General features: G+C 40.9%; 16 protein-coding genes. 7 read left to right on the top strand and 9 right to left on the bottom strand.

The genetic code is table 11. From position 1 onward, the window contains the following. Nucleotides 1–300 carry a SemiSWEET family sugar transporter gene (locus CLV94_RS14715; protein ID WP_121377273.1) on the bottom strand — a complete coding sequence of 100 codons (300 nt, stop codon included), beginning with the start codon at nt 298–300 and terminating at the stop codon, nt 1–3. Nucleotides 301–499: 199 nt separating this feature from the next. Here CLV94_RS14715 and CLV94_RS14710 point away from each other — a divergent pair, with 199 nt between their 5' ends. The 3 genes from CLV94_RS14710 to CLV94_RS14700 all read left to right on the top strand — a co-directional run bounded on the left by CLV94_RS14710 (nt 500) and on the right by CLV94_RS14700 (nt 4,218). Beyond that, nucleotides 500–1,231 (top strand): endonuclease, encoded by a 732-nt coding sequence (locus tag CLV94_RS14710; protein WP_121377272.1) that lies wholly within the window; start codon nt 500–502, stop codon nt 1,229–1,231. Next, complete coding sequence (locus CLV94_RS14705) at nt 1,228–1,950, top strand: DUF72 domain-containing protein (RefSeq protein ID WP_121377271.1); 723 nt, start codon at nt 1,228–1,230, stop codon at nt 1,948–1,950. The genes CLV94_RS14710 and CLV94_RS14705 overlap by 4 nt, the downstream gene beginning before the upstream one ends. 102 nt (nt 1,951–2,052) lie before the next feature. Next, nucleotides 2,053–4,218: a catalase gene (locus tag CLV94_RS14700; RefSeq protein ID WP_121377270.1), complete on the top strand. Its 2,166-nt coding sequence runs from the start codon at nt 2,053–2,055 to the stop codon at nt 4,216–4,218. 369 nt (nt 4,219–4,587) lie between these two features. Here the strand turns inward: CLV94_RS14700 and CLV94_RS14695 are convergent, their stop codons facing one another. The 4 genes from CLV94_RS14695 to CLV94_RS14680 form a co-directional block, all read right to left on the bottom strand. Continuing rightward, nucleotides 4,588–5,196: a fibronectin type III domain-containing protein gene (locus tag CLV94_RS14695; protein WP_121377269.1), complete on the bottom strand. Its 609-nt coding sequence runs from the start codon at nt 5,194–5,196 to the stop codon at nt 4,588–4,590. An 860-nt stretch (nt 5,197–6,056) separates the two neighbouring features. Then, nucleotides 6,057–6,626, bottom strand: a complete 570-nt coding sequence (locus CLV94_RS14690; protein WP_121377268.1) for a dihydrofolate reductase family protein — start codon at nt 6,624–6,626, stop codon at nt 6,057–6,059. Between the two features lie 145 nt (nt 6,627–6,771). After that, nucleotides 6,772–7,344, bottom strand: coding sequence for a hypothetical protein (locus CLV94_RS14685; RefSeq protein ID WP_121377267.1), 573 nt, complete (start codon nt 7,342–7,344; stop codon nt 6,772–6,774). A 199-nt stretch (nt 7,345–7,543) separates the two neighbouring features. Then, entirely contained in the window at nt 7,544–7,768 is a 225-nt protein-coding gene (locus CLV94_RS14680; protein ID WP_121377266.1) for a hypothetical protein, read from the bottom strand. 285 nt (nt 7,769–8,053) lie between these two features. Here CLV94_RS14680 and CLV94_RS14675 point away from each other — a divergent pair, with 285 nt between their 5' ends. After that, entirely contained in the window at nt 8,054–9,469 is a 1,416-nt protein-coding gene (locus CLV94_RS14675; protein WP_121377265.1) for an MFS transporter, read from the top strand. 54 nt (nt 9,470–9,523) lie between these two features. On the opposite strand, the gene CLV94_RS14670 is transcribed toward CLV94_RS14675, so the two are convergent. From CLV94_RS14670 to CLV94_RS14660, 3 genes are all read right to left on the bottom strand, one after another. Further along, on the bottom strand, nt 9,524–9,946 hold the full coding sequence (locus CLV94_RS14670) for a response regulator (RefSeq protein ID WP_121377264.1): 423 nt from the start codon (nt 9,944–9,946) through the stop codon (nt 9,524–9,526). Further along, nucleotides 9,943–12,309 carry a PAS domain S-box protein gene (locus tag CLV94_RS14665; RefSeq protein ID WP_121377263.1) on the bottom strand — a complete coding sequence of 789 codons (2,367 nt, stop codon included), beginning with the start codon at nt 12,307–12,309 and terminating at the stop codon, nt 9,943–9,945. Before CLV94_RS14665 ends, CLV94_RS14670 begins: the two co-directional genes overlap by 4 nt. Nucleotides 12,310–12,677: 368 nt before the next feature. Beyond that, nucleotides 12,678–12,863 (bottom strand): hypothetical protein, encoded by a 186-nt coding sequence (locus CLV94_RS14660; RefSeq protein WP_121377262.1) that lies wholly within the window; start codon nt 12,861–12,863, stop codon nt 12,678–12,680. Nucleotides 12,864–13,518: 655 nt separating this feature from the next. Between CLV94_RS14660 and CLV94_RS14655 the strand changes: the two genes are divergently transcribed. Both CLV94_RS14655 and CLV94_RS14650 read left to right on the top strand, forming a co-directional pair. Then, a complete protein-coding gene (locus CLV94_RS14655) occupies nt 13,519–13,941 on the top strand; it encodes a hypothetical protein (protein ID WP_121377261.1) in 423 nt (140 codons plus the stop codon). 202 nt (nt 13,942–14,143) lie between these two features. After that, nucleotides 14,144–15,238 carry a sensor histidine kinase gene (locus CLV94_RS14650; protein ID WP_147406640.1) on the top strand — a complete coding sequence of 365 codons (1,095 nt, stop codon included), beginning with the start codon at nt 14,144–14,146 and terminating at the stop codon, nt 15,236–15,238. Between the two features lie 29 nt (nt 15,239–15,267). On the opposite strand, the gene CLV94_RS14645 is transcribed toward CLV94_RS14650, so the two are convergent. After that, entirely contained in the window at nt 15,268–16,893 is a 1,626-nt protein-coding gene (locus CLV94_RS14645; RefSeq protein ID WP_170148813.1) for a helix-turn-helix transcriptional regulator, read from the bottom strand. A gap of 265 nt (nt 16,894–17,158) precedes the next feature. On the opposite strand from CLV94_RS14645, the gene CLV94_RS14640 reads away from it, so the two are divergent. After that, nucleotides 17,159–18,067 (top strand): helix-turn-helix transcriptional regulator, encoded by a 909-nt coding sequence (locus CLV94_RS14640; protein ID WP_121377258.1) that lies wholly within the window; start codon nt 17,159–17,161, stop codon nt 18,065–18,067. The last annotated feature ends 100 nt before the right edge of the window (nt 18,068–18,167 follow it).

Below are 18,167 nucleotides of genomic sequence, written 5' to 3'. Positions count from 1 at the left end.
CTATTTATCATCTACTTTTAAAGCCTTGTGAATACCCTTTATTTTTTTGTCTGAAATCCAAGACAGGAAGAGGATAATCATGCTTATCAGAGACGATATGGCATTTGCAATGATCAACGGCCAATCCGACTGCAGTATTCCATAAATAACCCATAAAGAAGTACCCGTCAGCAATACGAGATACGTATTTGCCGACACGCCCTTGCTTGTTTTCTCCTTAATAATTTTATAAGCCTGCGGGAAATTCGCGATTGTGGTAAAGAAAGCCGCCAATATCCCGATGATTGATGTTGTTTCCATAGTGTTTGCATTAGGCGCAAGCTAATTTCTGCCTAAAAAAATGATTGGGCTTATACTTATCCTTCAAAATGTTTCATGATTGCCGTTTCTTGTCCTCCTCAGACAACATACAAACAAATGATATAATCATATAAGAGTATATTGTGGGAAGGGGCTTACTTTTAAGTAGCGTACGTCATTAAAGCAATACCGAGAAATAATGCCAGAAGGTCCAAGCATAGTCATACTAAAAGAAGAAGTCCAGCAGTTTGAGGGGAAAGAGATCATTGCTGTTTTTGGAAACAGCAAAATCGACCAATCCCGGCTGCTGCACCAAAAAGTAATCTCTTTTCGGAGCTGGGGAAAACATTTTCTGGTCTGCTTCGAAGACTTTACGCTGCGCATCCATTTCCTGCTATTCGGAACCTACCGCATCAATGAAACCAAAGAGTCGCCCGTACGGTTGAATCTTACCTTCCCGAACGGCGAAATCAATTTGTATTCCTGTTCGATAAAGTTTCTGGAGGGCGACATCAATTCCCATTACGATTGGAGCGCCGATGTGATGAATGAAAGCTGGGATCCGAAAAAAGCGAAAGAAAAACTGAAAGAAATTCCCAATAAGCTAATCTGCGATGCCTTGCTCGAACAAGAGATCTTTGCAGGCGTGGGAAACATAATCAAGAATGAGGTCTTATATAGAGTCCGCATCCATCCCGAATCGCTGGTGGGAAAGATTCCCAAGAAAAAAATCAATGAGCTTGTTGAGGAAGCCCGCAACTATAGCTTTCAATTCCTAGACTGGAAAAAAAACTACGAGCTCAAGAAGCACTGGCTGGCACATACCAAAACCCAATGCCTACGGTGCGACCTTCCGATACTCAAGAAACATACCGGAGTCAAAAAGCGCAGGAGCTTTTTCTGCGAGAACTGTCAGATACTGCACCAATGAAAAAAGAAAAGATAATAATAGGCTGTTCAAGCTACAACACGGCAGAATGGAAAGGCCTATTCTATCCAGAAGACCTGCCCAAAAGCAAATGGTTTCAATTCTACTGCCAGCATTTCGCTACCTATGAGCTCAATGCTACATTTTATAGGTTTCCGACCGTCAAGAGCCTCCAATCGTGGTACGAAAAGAGTCCAGAAGAATTCACATTCTCCGTAAAGGCTCCCAAACAGATTACCCACATCCAAAAGTTTGCCGACTGCGAAGCGCTCATTGAAGATTTCTATGCCGTCTGCAGTGCTGGATTAAAAGACAAATTAGGTTGCGTATTATTCCAACTGCCGCCAAGTTTCACCTATACCGAAGAAAGGCTTCAACTGATTTTAGGATACCTAAAGCCCGAATTCAAGAACGTGATAGAGTTTCGCAACGAAAGCTGGTGGAACAGCCAAGTCTTCGATGCCTTTTCAAAAAGCAAGGCCGTCTTTTGCAACGTTCGCTATCCGAAACTGCCGGAAGGTATTATCAAGACTTCGAGTGTCGGATACCTGCGATTCCACGGCAGCCAGAAATTGTTTTATTCCAGCTACAGCAAAGAAGAACTCGAGAAAGTGCATGATGAAATCAAAAAGAGCGGTGTCGAGACCTTCTTTGTTTATTTTAATAATACGGCGAGTTCGGCCGGAATACTAAATGCATTAGAAATGAAGCGATTGCAATAGCTACCAAATCCTGCAATTTTTGTCGAGAATGCTATAAAGAAAGAGACAGTTAAAAACCCCAACTTTATAGTAAGAGCAAACAAAACTAAATAAACCAGGATTATGAAAAAAAATGACGCCAATTCGGACGGTGCAGAAAATAAGAAGCAGCACGATTTAGCCAAAAATAAATCAGATGGCACCGATCAATTCATGACCACAGACCAGGGAGTCAAGATCAACGACGACAACAACAGCCTTAAAGCAGGGGAGCGCGGACCTTCGCTCTTGGAAGACTTTATCCTTAGGGAAAAAATCACGCATTTTGACCATGAGCGCATACCAGAACGCATCGTTCACGCCAGAGGTTCTGCCGCACACGGCTACTTTCAGCCCAATGCAGATGCCAGTACCTATTCTAAAGCAGGATTCCTGCAAGACCCCAATGCCATCACGCCTGTTTTTGTGCGCTTTTCGACAGTAGCCGGCTTTCGCGGCTCTACAGATTTGGCAAGAGACGTAAGAGGCTTTGCCGTCAAGTTTTATACCGAAGAAGGCAATTTCGATTTGGTCGGAAACAACATACCCGTCTTTTTTATTCAAGACGCCTCGAAGTTTCCAGACCTTATCCATGCCGTAAAGCCAGAACCTCATAACGAAATTCCGCAGGCCGCCTCAGCACACGATACCTTTTGGGATTTTATCTCGCTGATGCCAGAATCGATGCACATGGTCATGTGGGCAATGTCAGACAGGGCGATTCCGAGAAGCTATCGAATGATGGAAGGCTTCGGAGTCCATACCTTCCGATTGATCGATAAGAACAACAAATCGAATTTCGTCAAGTTCCATTGGAAACCGAAATTAGGGACGCATGCCGTTGTCTGGGATGAGGCCGTAAAGATTTCAGGCAATGATCCTGACTTTCACCGCCGCGACCTATGGGAAGCTATCGAAAACGGAAGCTTTCCGGAATGGGAGCTGGGAGTGCAGGTTATACCTGAAGCCGACGAGCACAAGTATGATTTTGATCTGTTAGACCCTACCAAGCTAGTTCCAGAAGAACTGGTTCCCGTTACCATTATCGGAAAAATGGTGCTCAACAGGAACCCTGATAATTTCTTTGCAGAAACCGAACAGGTGGCTTTCCACCCAGGGCACGTCGTTCCTGGAATCGATTTCACAAACGATCCTTTGCTTCAGGGCAGGCTGTTTTCGTATACCGATACGCAGCTGTCCAGACTAGGAAGCCCTAACTTCCACGAGATTCCTATCAACAGGACGATTGCTCCGATGCACAACAACCAGCGCGACGGACACATGCGACAAGAAATCAATACGGGCAGGGTAAGTTATTTTCCAAACTCGCTAGGAGGAGGCTGTCCCTATCAGGCAAAGATTGCCGAAGGCGGCTTTGCAAGCTTTAACGAAAGGATCGATGCCCGCAAGGTAAGAGAGAGGAGCGAGAGCTTTTCCGATCATTTCAGCCAGGCGAAGCTGTTTTTTGAGAGCCAGACCGAGGTAGAACAGCAGCATATCATCAATGCCTTTCGCTTTGAGCTGAGCAAGGTAGAAACCCCAGAAATTCGTACCCGAATGCTTGGGTTGCTTTCGCAGGTAGATAAAGGGCTGGCGCAAAAAGTGGCAGCAAACCTAGGAATTGCCGTTCCGGACAAGCCAGAAAAACCGATGAACAAAGGTATCGGCGCCGATGCCGACCAAAACAAGCACGAACCTAAAGCCGTAAAGGCAGCTGTCCAAAAGTCTGATGCCTTGAGCATGATTAACAATAAGACCAATTCCAAAACAATCGAGTCGCGCGTGGTAGCCTTTTTATGTTCCGACGGTGTCGATTCGCAATCGATAAACGCCATGAAAGCCGCCTTAGAAAAAGAAAAAGCAGTCGTTAAAATCATAGGCACCAATGCCACGGCCATTACAGGCAGCGATACTAAAAAGATAAAAGTAGACCATAACCTGCTCACCGTCTCATCCGTATTGTTTGATGCCGTATTCATACCGGCCGGAAAAGCAAGCGCAGAGGCACTGGGCAAAGAAGAAAAAGCCATCGAGTTCCTAAACGACGCCTACAAGCACTGCAAGGCCATAGCTGCCGATAAGGAAGGGATAACGCTTCTAAACCATACCAACTTTATACTAAAGCTGTCCGACGAAAACAGCAAAGAAAATGGCGTATTCACGAACGAAGTACCAAAAAGCAACCTCCCGCAGGACTTTATTGAAGCGATGGGGAATCATCGTGTGTGGAAGAGGGAAAATAGTTTATAGGGGATAGTTTTTAGTTGATAGTTATTAGTTGATAGTTTATAGTTGATAGTTTTTAGTTTTTAGTTTATAGTGGAAAGTTATTAGTTATTAGTTTTTAGGGGAAAGTGGATAGTTGGATTTGATATTTGGGATTTTTGATTTTAGATTTTTGTTTGATGATGGAAAGTTGTAAAGTTAGAAAGTGGAAAAGTGGAAAGCTTTAAATAAACAAATTTATTTATCCGCAGTCACAACTCATAAATCCAAAATCATAAATCTAAAATCATACATCATAACTCATAAATCTAAAATCAAAAATCCTAAATATCAAATCCAACTATCCACTTTCCCCTAAAAACTAATAACTAATAACTTTCCACTATCAACTAACTACAGTACATAGCTGCTTATCACATCACTATAAACCCGCTGCATTGCAGCGCCTATAGCGGCTATCCTAAATTCGTACTGCTGGCCGCTTTCGAGGTTTGTAAGGAGGAGCGTGGTTTTGGTATGTACCCAGATTTGCCAGATTGTTTCTCCTTTTTTGCGGTATTCGTACTGGTAGCTTTTGGCACCGCGAATGGTCTTGATGCTCAGTTTTATAGAACCGGCGTTTTCGGCACGCACCATAAAGTTTTGCGGCTTCGATAAGATGCCTATCGCTTCGGGTATCTTGCTGAGCGTAAAGCCCGAGCTTGCCAAAGCCGAGTTGTCTCCGTCGGCTTTCATGTGCACATACAGCGCCAGCTTGTCGAGGAGAACGATCAATTCTTTTCGTTTGTCGTCTCGCCTGAGCTGTTCTCTCTTTCCGCCTTCTTTTGCCTTGATAATGGCTTCATCAAAAGCAATAGTCGCTTCCTTAAGTTCGGCAATAGCCGGCACCGGATCTTCAAAATGAGGATTGTTGGTCATGCTGTCTGCAATAAGCTCTGCTTTTTGCTCCAGGTTGGCATCATTATACCTGCCGAACGAGGTAATAATCTTGATTCTTGACATAAAGATTAAATTTAAAATTAGACATTATTGAGATAGGCATAAAAAGCCTGAAACTCCATAAAAAATCCACAGAAATGCTTTATTGCAGCCGCCCCGAGTGCTATAGCATCCCTAAAGATGCTGTCTGCATTTGCCAGAAACCTATCCTGCATCTGCTCGGTGCGCTATCGTATCTGCCCGGTGCTGTATCGCCTTGTGGCAGATACTGTCTGATAGGAGCTCGATGCGGTATGAAACCGGCTCGATGCTGTACAGCATTCCATCAGATACCGTCTGGAACGGGCGGGATATAGTATAGCACCTGACCGATGTTGTACCACAAGCGCCTGATGCGTTCCTGCATCCGACCGATGCAGCCCTAAACCGACGGGCTATAGGGCCGAACCTCCTGCTCATTATACCGAACCCTTTCTATACGGTCTTTCGACAGCAAAGCAGCAGCTAGAAGCTTCTGTTTTCTGGATACAATACTAAAAGTTCGATGGTAAAAACGCAACCGAAAAGTAATAAGTGGTCAAATACGGGCGTAACTGGTCAGTTTTACGGTGTAACTGTTTTTTTGCCTTGGCTCAAAAGGGGCAAAAAAAGGACGAAAAAGGGAATGTAAAGACGTATTTTTTTGATTTTTAGGCAGGCTTGCTACGACACCAATAAAAAAAGGATAGCAAGACGCTATCCTTTTTTAACTTTAAAACAATTCTCCCTCATCCCCGGACCCCCATCCGGTGAAACAAAATTAGGGGATTCGGTACGGGTTGTCTTTATATTTTAGGCAATATAGTTTACATCATTTCTACATCACTATCGATCAAAGCCGCTTTTGCAATCGATATGGCAGTGCTTTTGGGTCTGGCAGAAGATTATTTTTTTAACGGCCCCAGATGTTTGTAGGTATTGATTAGCAAGCCCGTAGGTGTCGCTTTTGAGTCTACAAAAGCAAGTTCTTGGGCATTAATGCTGTCAGACAGCAAGCGTTTGCCGTTGCCAAGCAAGACAGGGTAGGTAATAAGCACCACCTCGTCTGCCAGTCCGTTGTCAAGCAGCATCGACGTAAGCGTTGAGCTTCCTACGACAATAAAGTCGGGACCGCTCGTTGCCTTGAGGTCGCGAATCGCTCCTACAAGGTTTTCGCCTAGACTCTTTACAGGGCCCCATTCTAAGCCGTCGGGCCTATGCGTGGCGACGTACTTGGTTGCCGCGTTTATGGCATTTGCCATAGGGAAATCTCCAGCATTCGGCCAAAAGCCGCTAAATATATCGTAGGTATGGCGGCCAAGCAGCAGGTCAAAGTTTGGGCCGTAGGCTTCAAAGAGCATCGTTGCTCCGGCAGGACTCCGATACGGCGTCGTCCAGGCACCATACGCATAATCTCCATCATGTTCTATGACACCATCTAGCGAGATGTGTTCAAAAATTCGGATCTTTCTCATTGTTGTCTGTATTAGTTGATTACAATCCAAAGGTAGCGAGATAGTTACTCCCGCGGGAGGTGCAATCGGGACATTATTAGGGTGCTTTTAGACCAACTGCTGTGGCATACGATGAAGTTCTTTCGCAATCTACGAACCAGCGATGCTATACCGTTTTGGGCGAAGTATCTTTTAGGTACTGAAGCGTCGCTTCTTTGTTGGATAAGTCAATCGCCCGTTTCTCATACCAATCTACCAAAACAAGCGCGTACTTTTCGCCCAGATGATGCAATAGCCCAGCCATAGCCAACCTGTTGCTTTCTACGGAATGCCCTTCATCATAATCAAACCAGATGCGTTTTACTATGTTGTTTTCTGAACTAAAGAAAATAGCATAGGATGGATTGCTGAAACAGCTGGCCTCTTGAATCTGGTGCCGGTAGTTATCCAGCTGCTGGTCTTTTACAAATACAATTTCTCCTTCAGGAGCTAGGTCGTGGCTTGACAGGATGGCTTGCAAGTCGGTAGCTAAAAGAGTGGCATCCAAAATAGGAAAAGGCCTGTCGCCGCCGATTGGGCGCTGCTGAAAATAGTAGTCGCTTGTTTCAGCGTGTTTCCATGTATTGACCTCATTCTCTTCGAGATATTCTAAATGTTCAAAAACCGCTGTAATAAATTCAAGGTTTTTATTTGGCGTTAGTTCCCAAGTCAGGTAAGAAGATTCATAATAGTTATTCATAGTTAGATAGTATTAAGAGAGTGCCGTTTACCAGGCAGTGTTATACTTCTTTATTTCAAAGATAAGAAAATGTCTTTTAGGTCATTAAAAAAAAATTGTGGGGAAAAGAGCGGTTCGTAGTGGCATAAAAAAACCTGCCACTAGTAACAGTTGCAGGTTTTTGCGGAGCTAGAAGAACTCATTATAAGGCAGGCAAGCCTTATGATGCTTCTGTATATGTAGTTCCAGAACGTGTTTTAGGCAAATCAGCATTAATTGCATTTACGATGTTGGCCTTTGAAGAGCCGTCAATCTTAACCTTGATAGGACCTACTTGCTGCACATTTTCGGCATCATAGCCTAAGTCATCAATACAAAAATTATAGGTTTTAGATGCCGTAGGAGCATTGCCCGTATAATCAAATTCAATTGTATAAAAAGCCATATTGTTTTATTTTAAGTTGTTAGTCCCTACTATTGAGGCATTTCGGGTTGTACCTCGCATTATTTCCTGAATGCGAACAGATTCACTATGTCGACAACAACTTTGCGCTATATAAAGCTACGTTTTGATTGCAGATAAAATAAAAAAGATGTTTTCAATAGGGGATTTAGTGCTATAGGCGCGTATTTTTCTGTCGGGAAGGAGAAAAGGGGCTTCCATGCGATAGGAAATCACTAATTTTGTAAAAGACTTGTTTATAAGCATTACGATACTAAGCACAGCACTATGGTTACCGCCAAGCAAGAAGAAAAAATAAGAAAGAGAAAGAAAGAACGCATCGCCACGCATCTGCTGCCTTGGGTAACGGCTGTGGCTATGTTTATACAGTCGCTCGACGGTACCATCCTAAACACGTCGCTGCCTGTCATAGCGCGCGACATGCAGTACTCTCCGACACAAATGCATTCGGTTATTGTTACCTATGCCTTGACGCTGGCGTTGTTTATTCCGCTTTCGGGCTGGCTGGCCGATAAGTTTGGCACGAGAACCATGTTCAGGATCGCCGTCGGGCTGTTTGTTGCCGGATCGTTGTGCTGTGCGCTTTCTGTTAGCCTGCTTACGTTTAACCTTTCTAGGGTGCTACAGGCGATTGGCGCCTCGATGATGGTGCCTGTAGCGCGTCTTGCCATACTGTACCAGTACCCCAAGAGCAGGCTTTTAAAAACCATGAACTTTATTACCGTATTCGGCCTGTTGGGCATGGTGGTTGGTCCGAGCCTTGGCGGATTCATTTCGGATAACTTTAGCTGGCATTGGATTTTCCTTGTCAATGTCCCGATAGGGATTCTCGGTATTTTTATGGCGAAACGTACGATGCCGAACTTTAAAAAGGCAGTAGGACGATTTGACTTCAGGGGGCTGATGTATTTTAGTCTGGCGCTTATCGCAATCACGATGGTTCTGGAAATCATAAGTACGGGACTGACGCACTGGATGTATATCTTGGGCGGCTTGCTGCTATTCAACCTGCTGGCAGTGTTCTACTACATCCATTACAAGAGGACTGAAAAGCCGATCATCGACCTCAGGCTTTTAAATATAAAGACGTTAAGGATAGGGCTTACGGGCAGCCTGATTACCCGGCTCGGCATTGGCGGACTTCCGCTATTGTTGCCGCTCATGCTCCAGACGGGTTTCGGCTATTCTGCTTCGACGGCGGGACTGCTGCTGCTGCCTTCGGCATTGGCCAACGTAGCCATAAAGCCTTTTATGGTGCGTATCATCAAGGCGCTGGGATACCGAACCGTGCTTATCAGCAATACGATCTTATTGGGAGTAGTGCTAGTAATCTTGGGGTTTGTAGAACGAGATACTCCGTTAGGGTATTACATACTGCTGATGGTGTTCTACGGCTTCTTTACCTCTATACAGATGTCGGCCATGAATACCATCACGCTTGTCGATCTGGATGAGAATACCAAAAGCGGAGGCAATACGATGCTGGTCATCATGCAGCAGCTGTCGGTCAGCTTTGGAGTTTCGGTAGCCAGTCTGGTGCTTTCCTTTTTCCAGTCGGATGCTTTTGATATGAACCGTACGCAGCCTTTTCATTATACGTTTATAGTACTTTCTATATTCACGATCCTTTCGAGCCTTACCTTTTCAAGACTAAGCAAGACGGATGGGAGCGGGTATGTATGATGGTTTTCTAAATCAGGATGTATCAAATTTCAAAGCTCTTGCTTGGATATGTGGCTACTTCTCTATAGAATACAATTTGGATATTTCTTGCAAAAACTCCACCGATATTGGCTTTTCACGAAAAGCGTTGACATTCGGGTCTTTGTTGGCCCTGTCTAGATCTACGCTGTCAATTGAGGAAGAAACGATGAATACTTTGCAGAATTCTTTCAGGTTAGTAGGAAGCTTGTCATAGGCTTCCATAAATTCAAAGCCCGACATTACGGGCATATAGATGTCTACTAAAATTATTCTTGGCAGAGCAGACAGGTCAAGAGCGTTGAGCTGCAAGAACTTTAGAGCATCTTCGGCTATACTGTATGGCATTACCGTTTTTCCGATATTATTTCGTTTAATAGTCTGGGTAGTTATATAAAGGTCTATGTTGTTATCATCGATAATCATCATATTTTCAAAAACTGGGGAAGCTTCAATCATGGGGTTAGATTTTTTAGTGTGACAATAAATGTGGTTCCGATGCCTTCTTTTGATATCAGCTTGACGGAACCCTGTAATTTTTCGACTGCTTCCTTTAGGATGTAAAGGCCTATTCCTGAGCCATCGGTATTTCCTGAAATGCGAAAAAACATTTCAAATATCTTTTCGTGGTTATCATCGGCTATGCCGATACCGTTGTCTTCGACGATTAGCTCAAGTGTGTTTTCGCTAGAACAGCACGAAACTTTTATGAATCTTTCTGAGCTGGCATCGGAGTGATGTTTTATAGCGTTGGAAATCAGGTTTTCAAGGATGATTGTAAACCTTCGGAAATCGGAATAAAAATCGATTTCTTGCTGAATTTCTACCTGAAAATCGATATCTCTGGAGTTCTTTCCGTTCCTGAGCAGATCTATAACTTGGGCAATCGTTTTTTTTACGTCTATTCTTTGGATCTCGAGGCCCGAGCGGTTATTCTGGGAATAGCTTAGGATATTCTTTATGGAACCGTCCAGCCTTTCTATATTATTCCGGATCAGTTTTATATGCTCTAGGGTTTCTTTCTCCATGCTGTCTTCTTCTATAAAAGATATCAGCCCGAGGATTGAAGTCAGAGGCGAACGTAGGTCGTGTGAAACGCTATATACAAAGCGGTCGAGCTCATGATTTGTCTTGGTCAATTCCCTGTTCTGCCTTTCTAATTTCAGTTCGGCAATCATCCTGTTGGTAATATCATGAGAATAGCAAGCGGTACCGATGATCTCTTTGTTTTTTCGGATGGGATAGAATGAAAATTCGGACCAGATCTCGACAGGCGAGCTGTCGTATTCTATTTCTGTAAAAGTCTCGCCTTTTAGCGCACGGTCATAAAATTTTTTGAAGCGGCGCAATTGCTCTTCTGGAAAGCCTTCCAGATGAAGCGTACTGGTTTCTTTTACGGCCTGTTTTCCAGAAGCTTGGCGTACTAAGTTATCGAAAGGCTGATTGGAGGTAATCAGGTTATAATTCGTATCTACGCTCCACATCAGGTCGTTTGTGTTATTTATCAACGCATGCAAGTTATTGCGATCAAATTCGCGCTGTCCTGCTGCTGATTTTTTTTCGGATATATCCGAAAAATTTGAAACCAGCGCTCCAATGCCTTCTTCATGGAGCATATTGGTAATGGTGCCGTCGCACCAGATCCAGTGTCCGTTCTTGTGCAACAGCCTGAGCTGCTTGCTGAACGATTTACCTCGAGACTTTAGCAGCCGTTCTCTCAAATTTATAATAGCTTTGGTATCTTCTGGATGGAAGATGGCCAGAAATGGCAAGCTTATAAATTCTTTAGAAGTGTATCCAAGTATTTTTTTTATCGATGGGCTGGCGTAAATGATCTTTCCTTCGATTGTGGATAAAGTTTTGATGTCGGTGCTTTTCTCAATTAAGGCCCGAAACCGCTTTTCATTTTTGATAATCAGTTCTTCTGCGATGTCATGCCTTTTTGCTTTCTCAAATGCATCAAGTGCGAATGAAATGTCGTCCATCATTTCGGTCAGCAGCCGCAGCTCGTCGCTGTTAAAAAAGTTCGGTATTGTCGAATACAGGTTGAATGTGCCGATGATAATTCCTAATTTCTTTACCGGCAGCACCACATAAGACTCGATAGCCATTTCTTTGGCAAAGGACTTCCATGCTGGCAGGCAAGGGGCTGTTTCAATATCATTACAGATATAATGGGTGCCTGTTCTCAGTACGATGTGTTGCGAATCGTCTAACAGGTACGGTAGATTGGTAAATATGCTGAGGTTTTCGTCAGGGATTCCGCTATGGTCAACGATGCTTATGTTTTTCTCAGAATGGTTGAAGAGTCCTATCCATGCTATCTTAAATTTGCCGAATTCGACGGCTATATGGCACGAGTTATGGAAGAGTGCGGCCTCATCCTTTACTCTGACGATATGCTGATTTACTTGGCTGATAAAAGCATAGAGGCGGGCGGCCTTTTCGCTTTTTTCTTCTGCCAGTTTATGGGCGGTGATATCTAGTGACATGATGCATATGCCTTCTTCAACGGCTATAATGCTAACGTCAAACCAACGGACGGAATGATCCAGATATACAAACTCGATTTCTAGCCGATCTGGCGTTCGATTAATCATGCAGTCTTGAAGAACTTTGAAGATATCGGTGTTTTCTATGCCTGGATATTTATCCATCATGGTCAATATCCTAAAATTATCCTCCGGGCCAATTGCCTGTGCCATCACAGTATTCACATACAGGTATCGCCAGTTAAAATCTATAACCTGTATTCCTTCCATTAACGAATCAAGAGTGTGACGGATCTGGCGCCTGCTTATATTGTTAGTGTATTGTTCCATATATGAAAATATTTTTATCCAGCTAGTTACAGATGGGTAGTTGCTGGCAAGAATGTTTGGGTCAGTGGAAAACGGGGAAAAGATAAATACAGAAAGTATGTGCTGACGGAAAGTATTCACTGCAAGGTAGTGATTAATAGTTACTTATTCGCACTTTGAGAAGGAAATGTCGAATGCGGCGAAACAAGGATTAATCTACGGAGAAAAAGCTCATAGGCATTTCCCTCGCGGTCTAGCAATACTTTTTATAGATAGGGCCTCCTCACTACCAGAAGGAGTATATCCGTTTCTTATTACAAAAAAACGGGAAGTGCTTTTGGAACGAAATAGCTACGACTAGCAGAAGAACCTAGAGGCTGCTTAAATCTTTAAGCCTCATCTTTCGTGTTTTTTACCAAGCCTATGCCAGAGAAGAAAAAGATCAGTCCGATAACGCCTATGACAATTACAGTCGTATAGGCTGTACTTTTATTGATTAGCTGATATGCTGTATAAATTAAACTCCCGATACCTAATAAGGTAAGTACTGCGCCGAATACACGTTTAACATTCATAGTCTTTATTTTTATAAATTATAGCAATGCAATGTCCTGGATTTTATACGATCTTAAGAATAAAAGATGACGGGATATTGAAAGGAATAGGCTAAAATTTTGTGCGACCACGCACTAGCCTGTAACAAAAAGGAAACATCATAATACACGATTATTGTATTCCCTTTTGTTTCCTTTACTAAAGTAGCGATAAAATTCGACCCACACGGCAAAAAAACGATAAAGTTGGCTATCGCTTGAATACAAGCACTACCGATAATGTATCGTTGCTACTTCTGATGCATTATCCTGTCTGCTTTTTTACTCATTTGCCCAACTAGAGTTAAAAAGTAGATTTTAAGCTACACGTGCCTACTTAAAAAAAGGTTTTTTACTTCTGAATAGCAGTTGGTTTGAATAGTTTTTCTGCCTATATGGTTTTATTTAAAAGCTTTATAGTCAGTTTTCTATGAAAAAAAGACAATACACGTGTATATCTGCGTTTGTTGTTTTTGTTTTTTATTCTTCTTGTTTTCTTTCTTTGTGGGGTAAGACTTAGTATGCCTGCCATCAAAGCACATCTATTTAGAATTTGTAGAAAATCAGCAGGAAGTTGACAAGGTTTGCCTAATGAGAACTGTATATGTAGCTAATAAATTAATGAATCAATTTGTATATGGCACATAATCTAACAGCATATGAACATAGGATATTGAAGAGCTTCATAAAACAATTCCTAGTCGAAAAAAACGACCGTTTGATTCAAGATCACGCCATTGAGCTTACTTGCATGACTAGATTGCTTAATAGCGTATTCGCTACTTGTTTTGATTTTAAGGCTAGCGTTACGGATGTATTCAAAATATTCGAAGAGTATGGTTATACGCTTTCTGTAGCGGAACCTAAACAGACTGCACGAGCAGAAAGACCTTACCTTGAGACTAATTCACGTGCCATATATATCAATATTTCGCCTATAACGATATTGGAACTTAAAGCGGTTGCTGCCTGCCGCAAAATTGGGCACACAACTGCAGAAATGTTACAAATTGAGGATGCGCTAATGAAACTTAGAGCTTTTTGGACAACTACTATTTAATTCCTGTTCCCCCAGGTCTTTATTTTTTGGTACGCCTCTTAATTTATACTTACCCCATCAGCCTTATCATGTTTTGTTTGAGATGCTCTTTTTATAATTTGAAATTAGATAATCTCATCCTTGACTGTTGTACTACTCCGTGGATATAGGATTCAATAGAATAATCCTCGGTATCAAATCGAACCAACTTAACCTAAAAAAGATGAACAGCAAATTTCTAATCTTATTATTTGTTATAGGAGCTTATGGACAGGTTGCGACTGCAAAAGGAATGTTTGATGGCTTTACTCAGCTGGAGGTGCCTCTTGCCAGTATAATAGCCATAACAGCTAACAGCCTATCGGTATTTGACATAGCGACTATTTCGGATGCCGAACCCGATTATTACGCACATTATAACCAGTTACAGGAAAACAATAGAAATCTCGAACAATCGCAGAAAGCATCAGGACAGGTCATTATCATATTGATCTCATTTTCGGTAATCTGTTGTGTCCTGCTAGTGCTTCTGTTTCGTGCGTATAGAAAAATCAGAAGTGATTATAAAAAGAAAGCGGCATTATATGAGAGCATCGAAACTAAAAATATTTCCTTATCGAAAGCGGATGCAATTAAATCGAACCTGGTTTCTATACTGGCACATGATTTCCGTTCGCCTCTTATTTCAACGCTTTATATGATGCGATTGCTAGAACGCAATACGGAACTGCTTACGCAATCAGAAAGAGAATCGTTTTACCTAAACATAAGCAACGATATCTCAGTAACGTTGGAAAATTTTGATGCTACGCTGCAATGGATCAAACGCCAGCTTGGAGAATTCAAAATCAATTTGGAAACCGTAAACATCCGTTCGCTGCTTGACGAAGCTATTAGCGGCTACAATACGCAACTCAATGAAAAAGGGATTACGGTTATTAATAACATACCTGATGGCATTGTAGCGACATCTGACAGAGAAATGCTGCAATTCGTCAACAGAAACCTGTTGTCGAATGCATTAAAATTTTCTCCAAAAGGCAAAACTATTGCTATAGATGCCTTCAAGACAGGGAAGGAGATTATCATTTCTGTAAAAGATGAAGGACCGGGATTATCGGACAATCAAATAAAAAAACTATTTTCTATAAGCAATAAAGGAGGTCCAACACATCAAGGCGCAGGTATCGCGCTTTCATTTAGTAAAGATTTTATCGTACAACTTGGCGGACGGATTTGGGCTGAAAACCGCAATACAGGCGGTACCATTTTCAGTTATGGTGTTCCATCCCGATCCCTTTCAAAGATTGTAGCTTAATCATTAGAAAGGACAAGCATCGTATTATTCTAAACAACTTTATCTGCTTCCTGGTCGTGATGTATGTTGATGTCGCTTTTTAAATGATCGATAAAATAGGAAGGGGATATGCCTGTTTCTTTTTTAAATATGGTTGTAAATACTTCTCTCGAGGAAAAACCGCATAACTCGGCAAGATAACTTATTTTATATTCTCTGTGTTTGGGTTCTTCATAAAGCAATTCTACGATATAGTTTATCCGTAAGCCATTGATGTAGTTAGTAAATGATTTTCCTTTATGTTTTTTTATAACTTCAGAAAGATACCGTGTATTGGTATTCAGGTGATTTGCCAGCCAAGTCAGGCTGACTTCTTTTTTAGTGATGTTTTTAGATCTTTCAAACTTCTCCAGTTTCAAAAGCAGCGCATCAGTTGTTTCCTCTGTAATATTCAACGGCTTATCTAGTGAAGGCTTACTATAGCTTTCTTCTTCAGTAAGGGACTTTTTTTCCGTCTTTAGTTTTTCAATTAAGTGTTCATAGTTTTTGTGTAAAATCCTGTTCTTTCTTCTCCAGAATAGTATTACAGCAAAGGCTATAACAACGAGAATGCCTCCGGCAATTATTGCTATCCTGCTAGTATGTTTGTTTTTCTCCTGTGTAATGATATGATTTACAGGCGCATCAATGCTTGTTATTTCTGCTAAGCGAATACTATCATTCAGTTGATCATATAGTTGTAAATATTTTGATGCAAGCTTCTTATCGCCTTTTTCTACATAAGCTGCCGACAATAGGTCATAAGCATCCACCCTATCATAAGGCGAATTCACCTTTTTTTCTAATTCTAGGACATTAGTCGCATATTCTATTGTTTTATCCTGATTGCCATTGTGATTATAAAAGTTGCTTAAATAAACCAATAACAGCATTTTGCTTTGGATGGGAATCTTGTATTTTTCGTTTTTGTGTATTTCTAGGGCATCCAGAAAATATTTTTCTGCAAGATCCATTCTTGGCCCGTCCGGATAAAACATATATAGCCGGCCAAGGCTTCCGTTTGTGTTAGCAATGATATCATATTTAGCGTCTAATGTAATATCAGGGTTATTGTCCTCTATTTTTTTTGCCTCTTCCAAACTTTTCTCATAGTAATATAAAATACTGTCCTGGGATTTGTTTGTCCGCTGAAAATAGAGCGTCATGTTTTCATAAACAAAAGCTGTTCTGTGATGGCGAAGGTTTTTTTTCGGTATTTTTTTTGCATACTTTAAAGAAGTTTGAAATTCTTTATAGCTTTTTTCGCTTATTCCCAATCGCGCATGTGAAAAAGCTCTAAGCCTATAAAGATCAGAAAGGAAGGTGTAATTTTCAGCTTCTAATGCCAGTGGCTCTATTTCGTAGCCAATCTCAATTACTTTACCATAATTACCTCTGCCTACATGAAAAAAGCTTAATGCCACTTCACTCGCTACAATTCCTTCTTTGTACCCGATACGTTTAGAAGCTTCTTTTGCCTCAGACAAGAGCTTAAAACCTTTTACGGTATCACTCGTAAATTTTAAATAGTGCTTGCCATCCTGTACTAATTTGTCTATATCTTTTTTATTTGATTGGGCACTGAGTAGGGTAGTAAACGAACAGAGAAGGATTAAAACTGAAAATATTCTTTTCATAATTTTTTTTAAATAGGGTATTACAAATTTAAGTATTTGTAGTATACGTCTTACTGTTATGGCTGTTTTTATCATTTATTCAAAAGGCATATGTTTAAAACCCTTAATTTTATTTTTATGATTTAATTGTTTTAAAATCAGTGATTTATTTATTGTTTTTAGTGTGATATATTCCGAAATGATTACATACATGCATTTACTTGCGTAGTTTTTTGGCTTAAAATTGCATCGAATTTCATGCATTCTTTGTTAATCACAAATTACTATGGTTTTAAAAAATATTTCAGATTTTTATTGCAAATTAATTGAAGACGGGACTGAAAAGTATACACATAAAATGGAAGCAGAGCATATTAAGCTATGGAATAAAAGCTTTCTTTCGCTTTCGTTTTTATTTTTTGCTATTGCTGTATGTGATTTTATCTGGATATCCTCTTTAATCTCGTATTGCTTCTTCCTTCTGTCAATTCTTTTCTTTTATGTCATATTCACAGATTTAAAATTTAATGCCCTTGCACAGACTTTTGCCTATCTATTATTAAGTTTTATTTTTTTCTACATATCCTCTCATACAGGGCTAGGTTCAGGAATTCATTTCTATTACATTCCCTTGATTTTTTCTTTGCCTTATTTTTTTAAGGTCAGTACAAATAAAAAGACAATAGCATTAATAGGCTTTTTTCTTTTTTTTGTGGTGTTTTTAGATGTTAAAACAAATTTCTTTGAGCATCCGAAAAAGGACATGATTTTTCTGGAATCATTATTAGGGTCACTTGCACTTACATTTTGGCTTGTCTATTTTATAATAAGAAAGCAAGCGATATCGATTAAATTTTATAAAAAGAAGGCTGAAATGTGGGTAAGGGAAGCAGAGATTGATGTGGATAAATTAAAGGAAGTTATCGATATGGCCGTACAAAACAACAGTCATTTTTTTCCGAAATTTAAAAAACTGTACCCTTACTTTTGCCAAAGGTTGGTTGAGATACAACCTAATGTTGTGGCAAGCGAACAGGAGTTTTGTGCCTATATAAAATTAGGCTTTACAACAAAGGAAATAGCTAAGTTCACAAATTCTAGCGTTAGAAGCATTGAAGGAAAAAAATATAGGATTAGAAGAAAGTATAATATTAGCGAAAAGGTTGATATCTATATATGGGCCGCTAATTTATAAAGCGCTGAATATTTTAAGTATACAAGTACCCTGAAAAACATTAGTTTTTCAGGGTACGGTGGAGACGAAGGGAGCTCAGATAAACCCCTTATATCACTTT

Origin of the sequence: Flavobacterium endophyticum, assembly GCF_003634455.1 — a bacterium.
Classification (GTDB): Bacteria; Bacteroidota; Bacteroidia; order Flavobacteriales; family Flavobacteriaceae; genus Flavobacterium; species Flavobacterium endophyticum.
The sequence above is the reverse complement of the archived record's forward strand: the minus strand, read 5'-3'. Positions and strand labels throughout refer to the sequence as shown.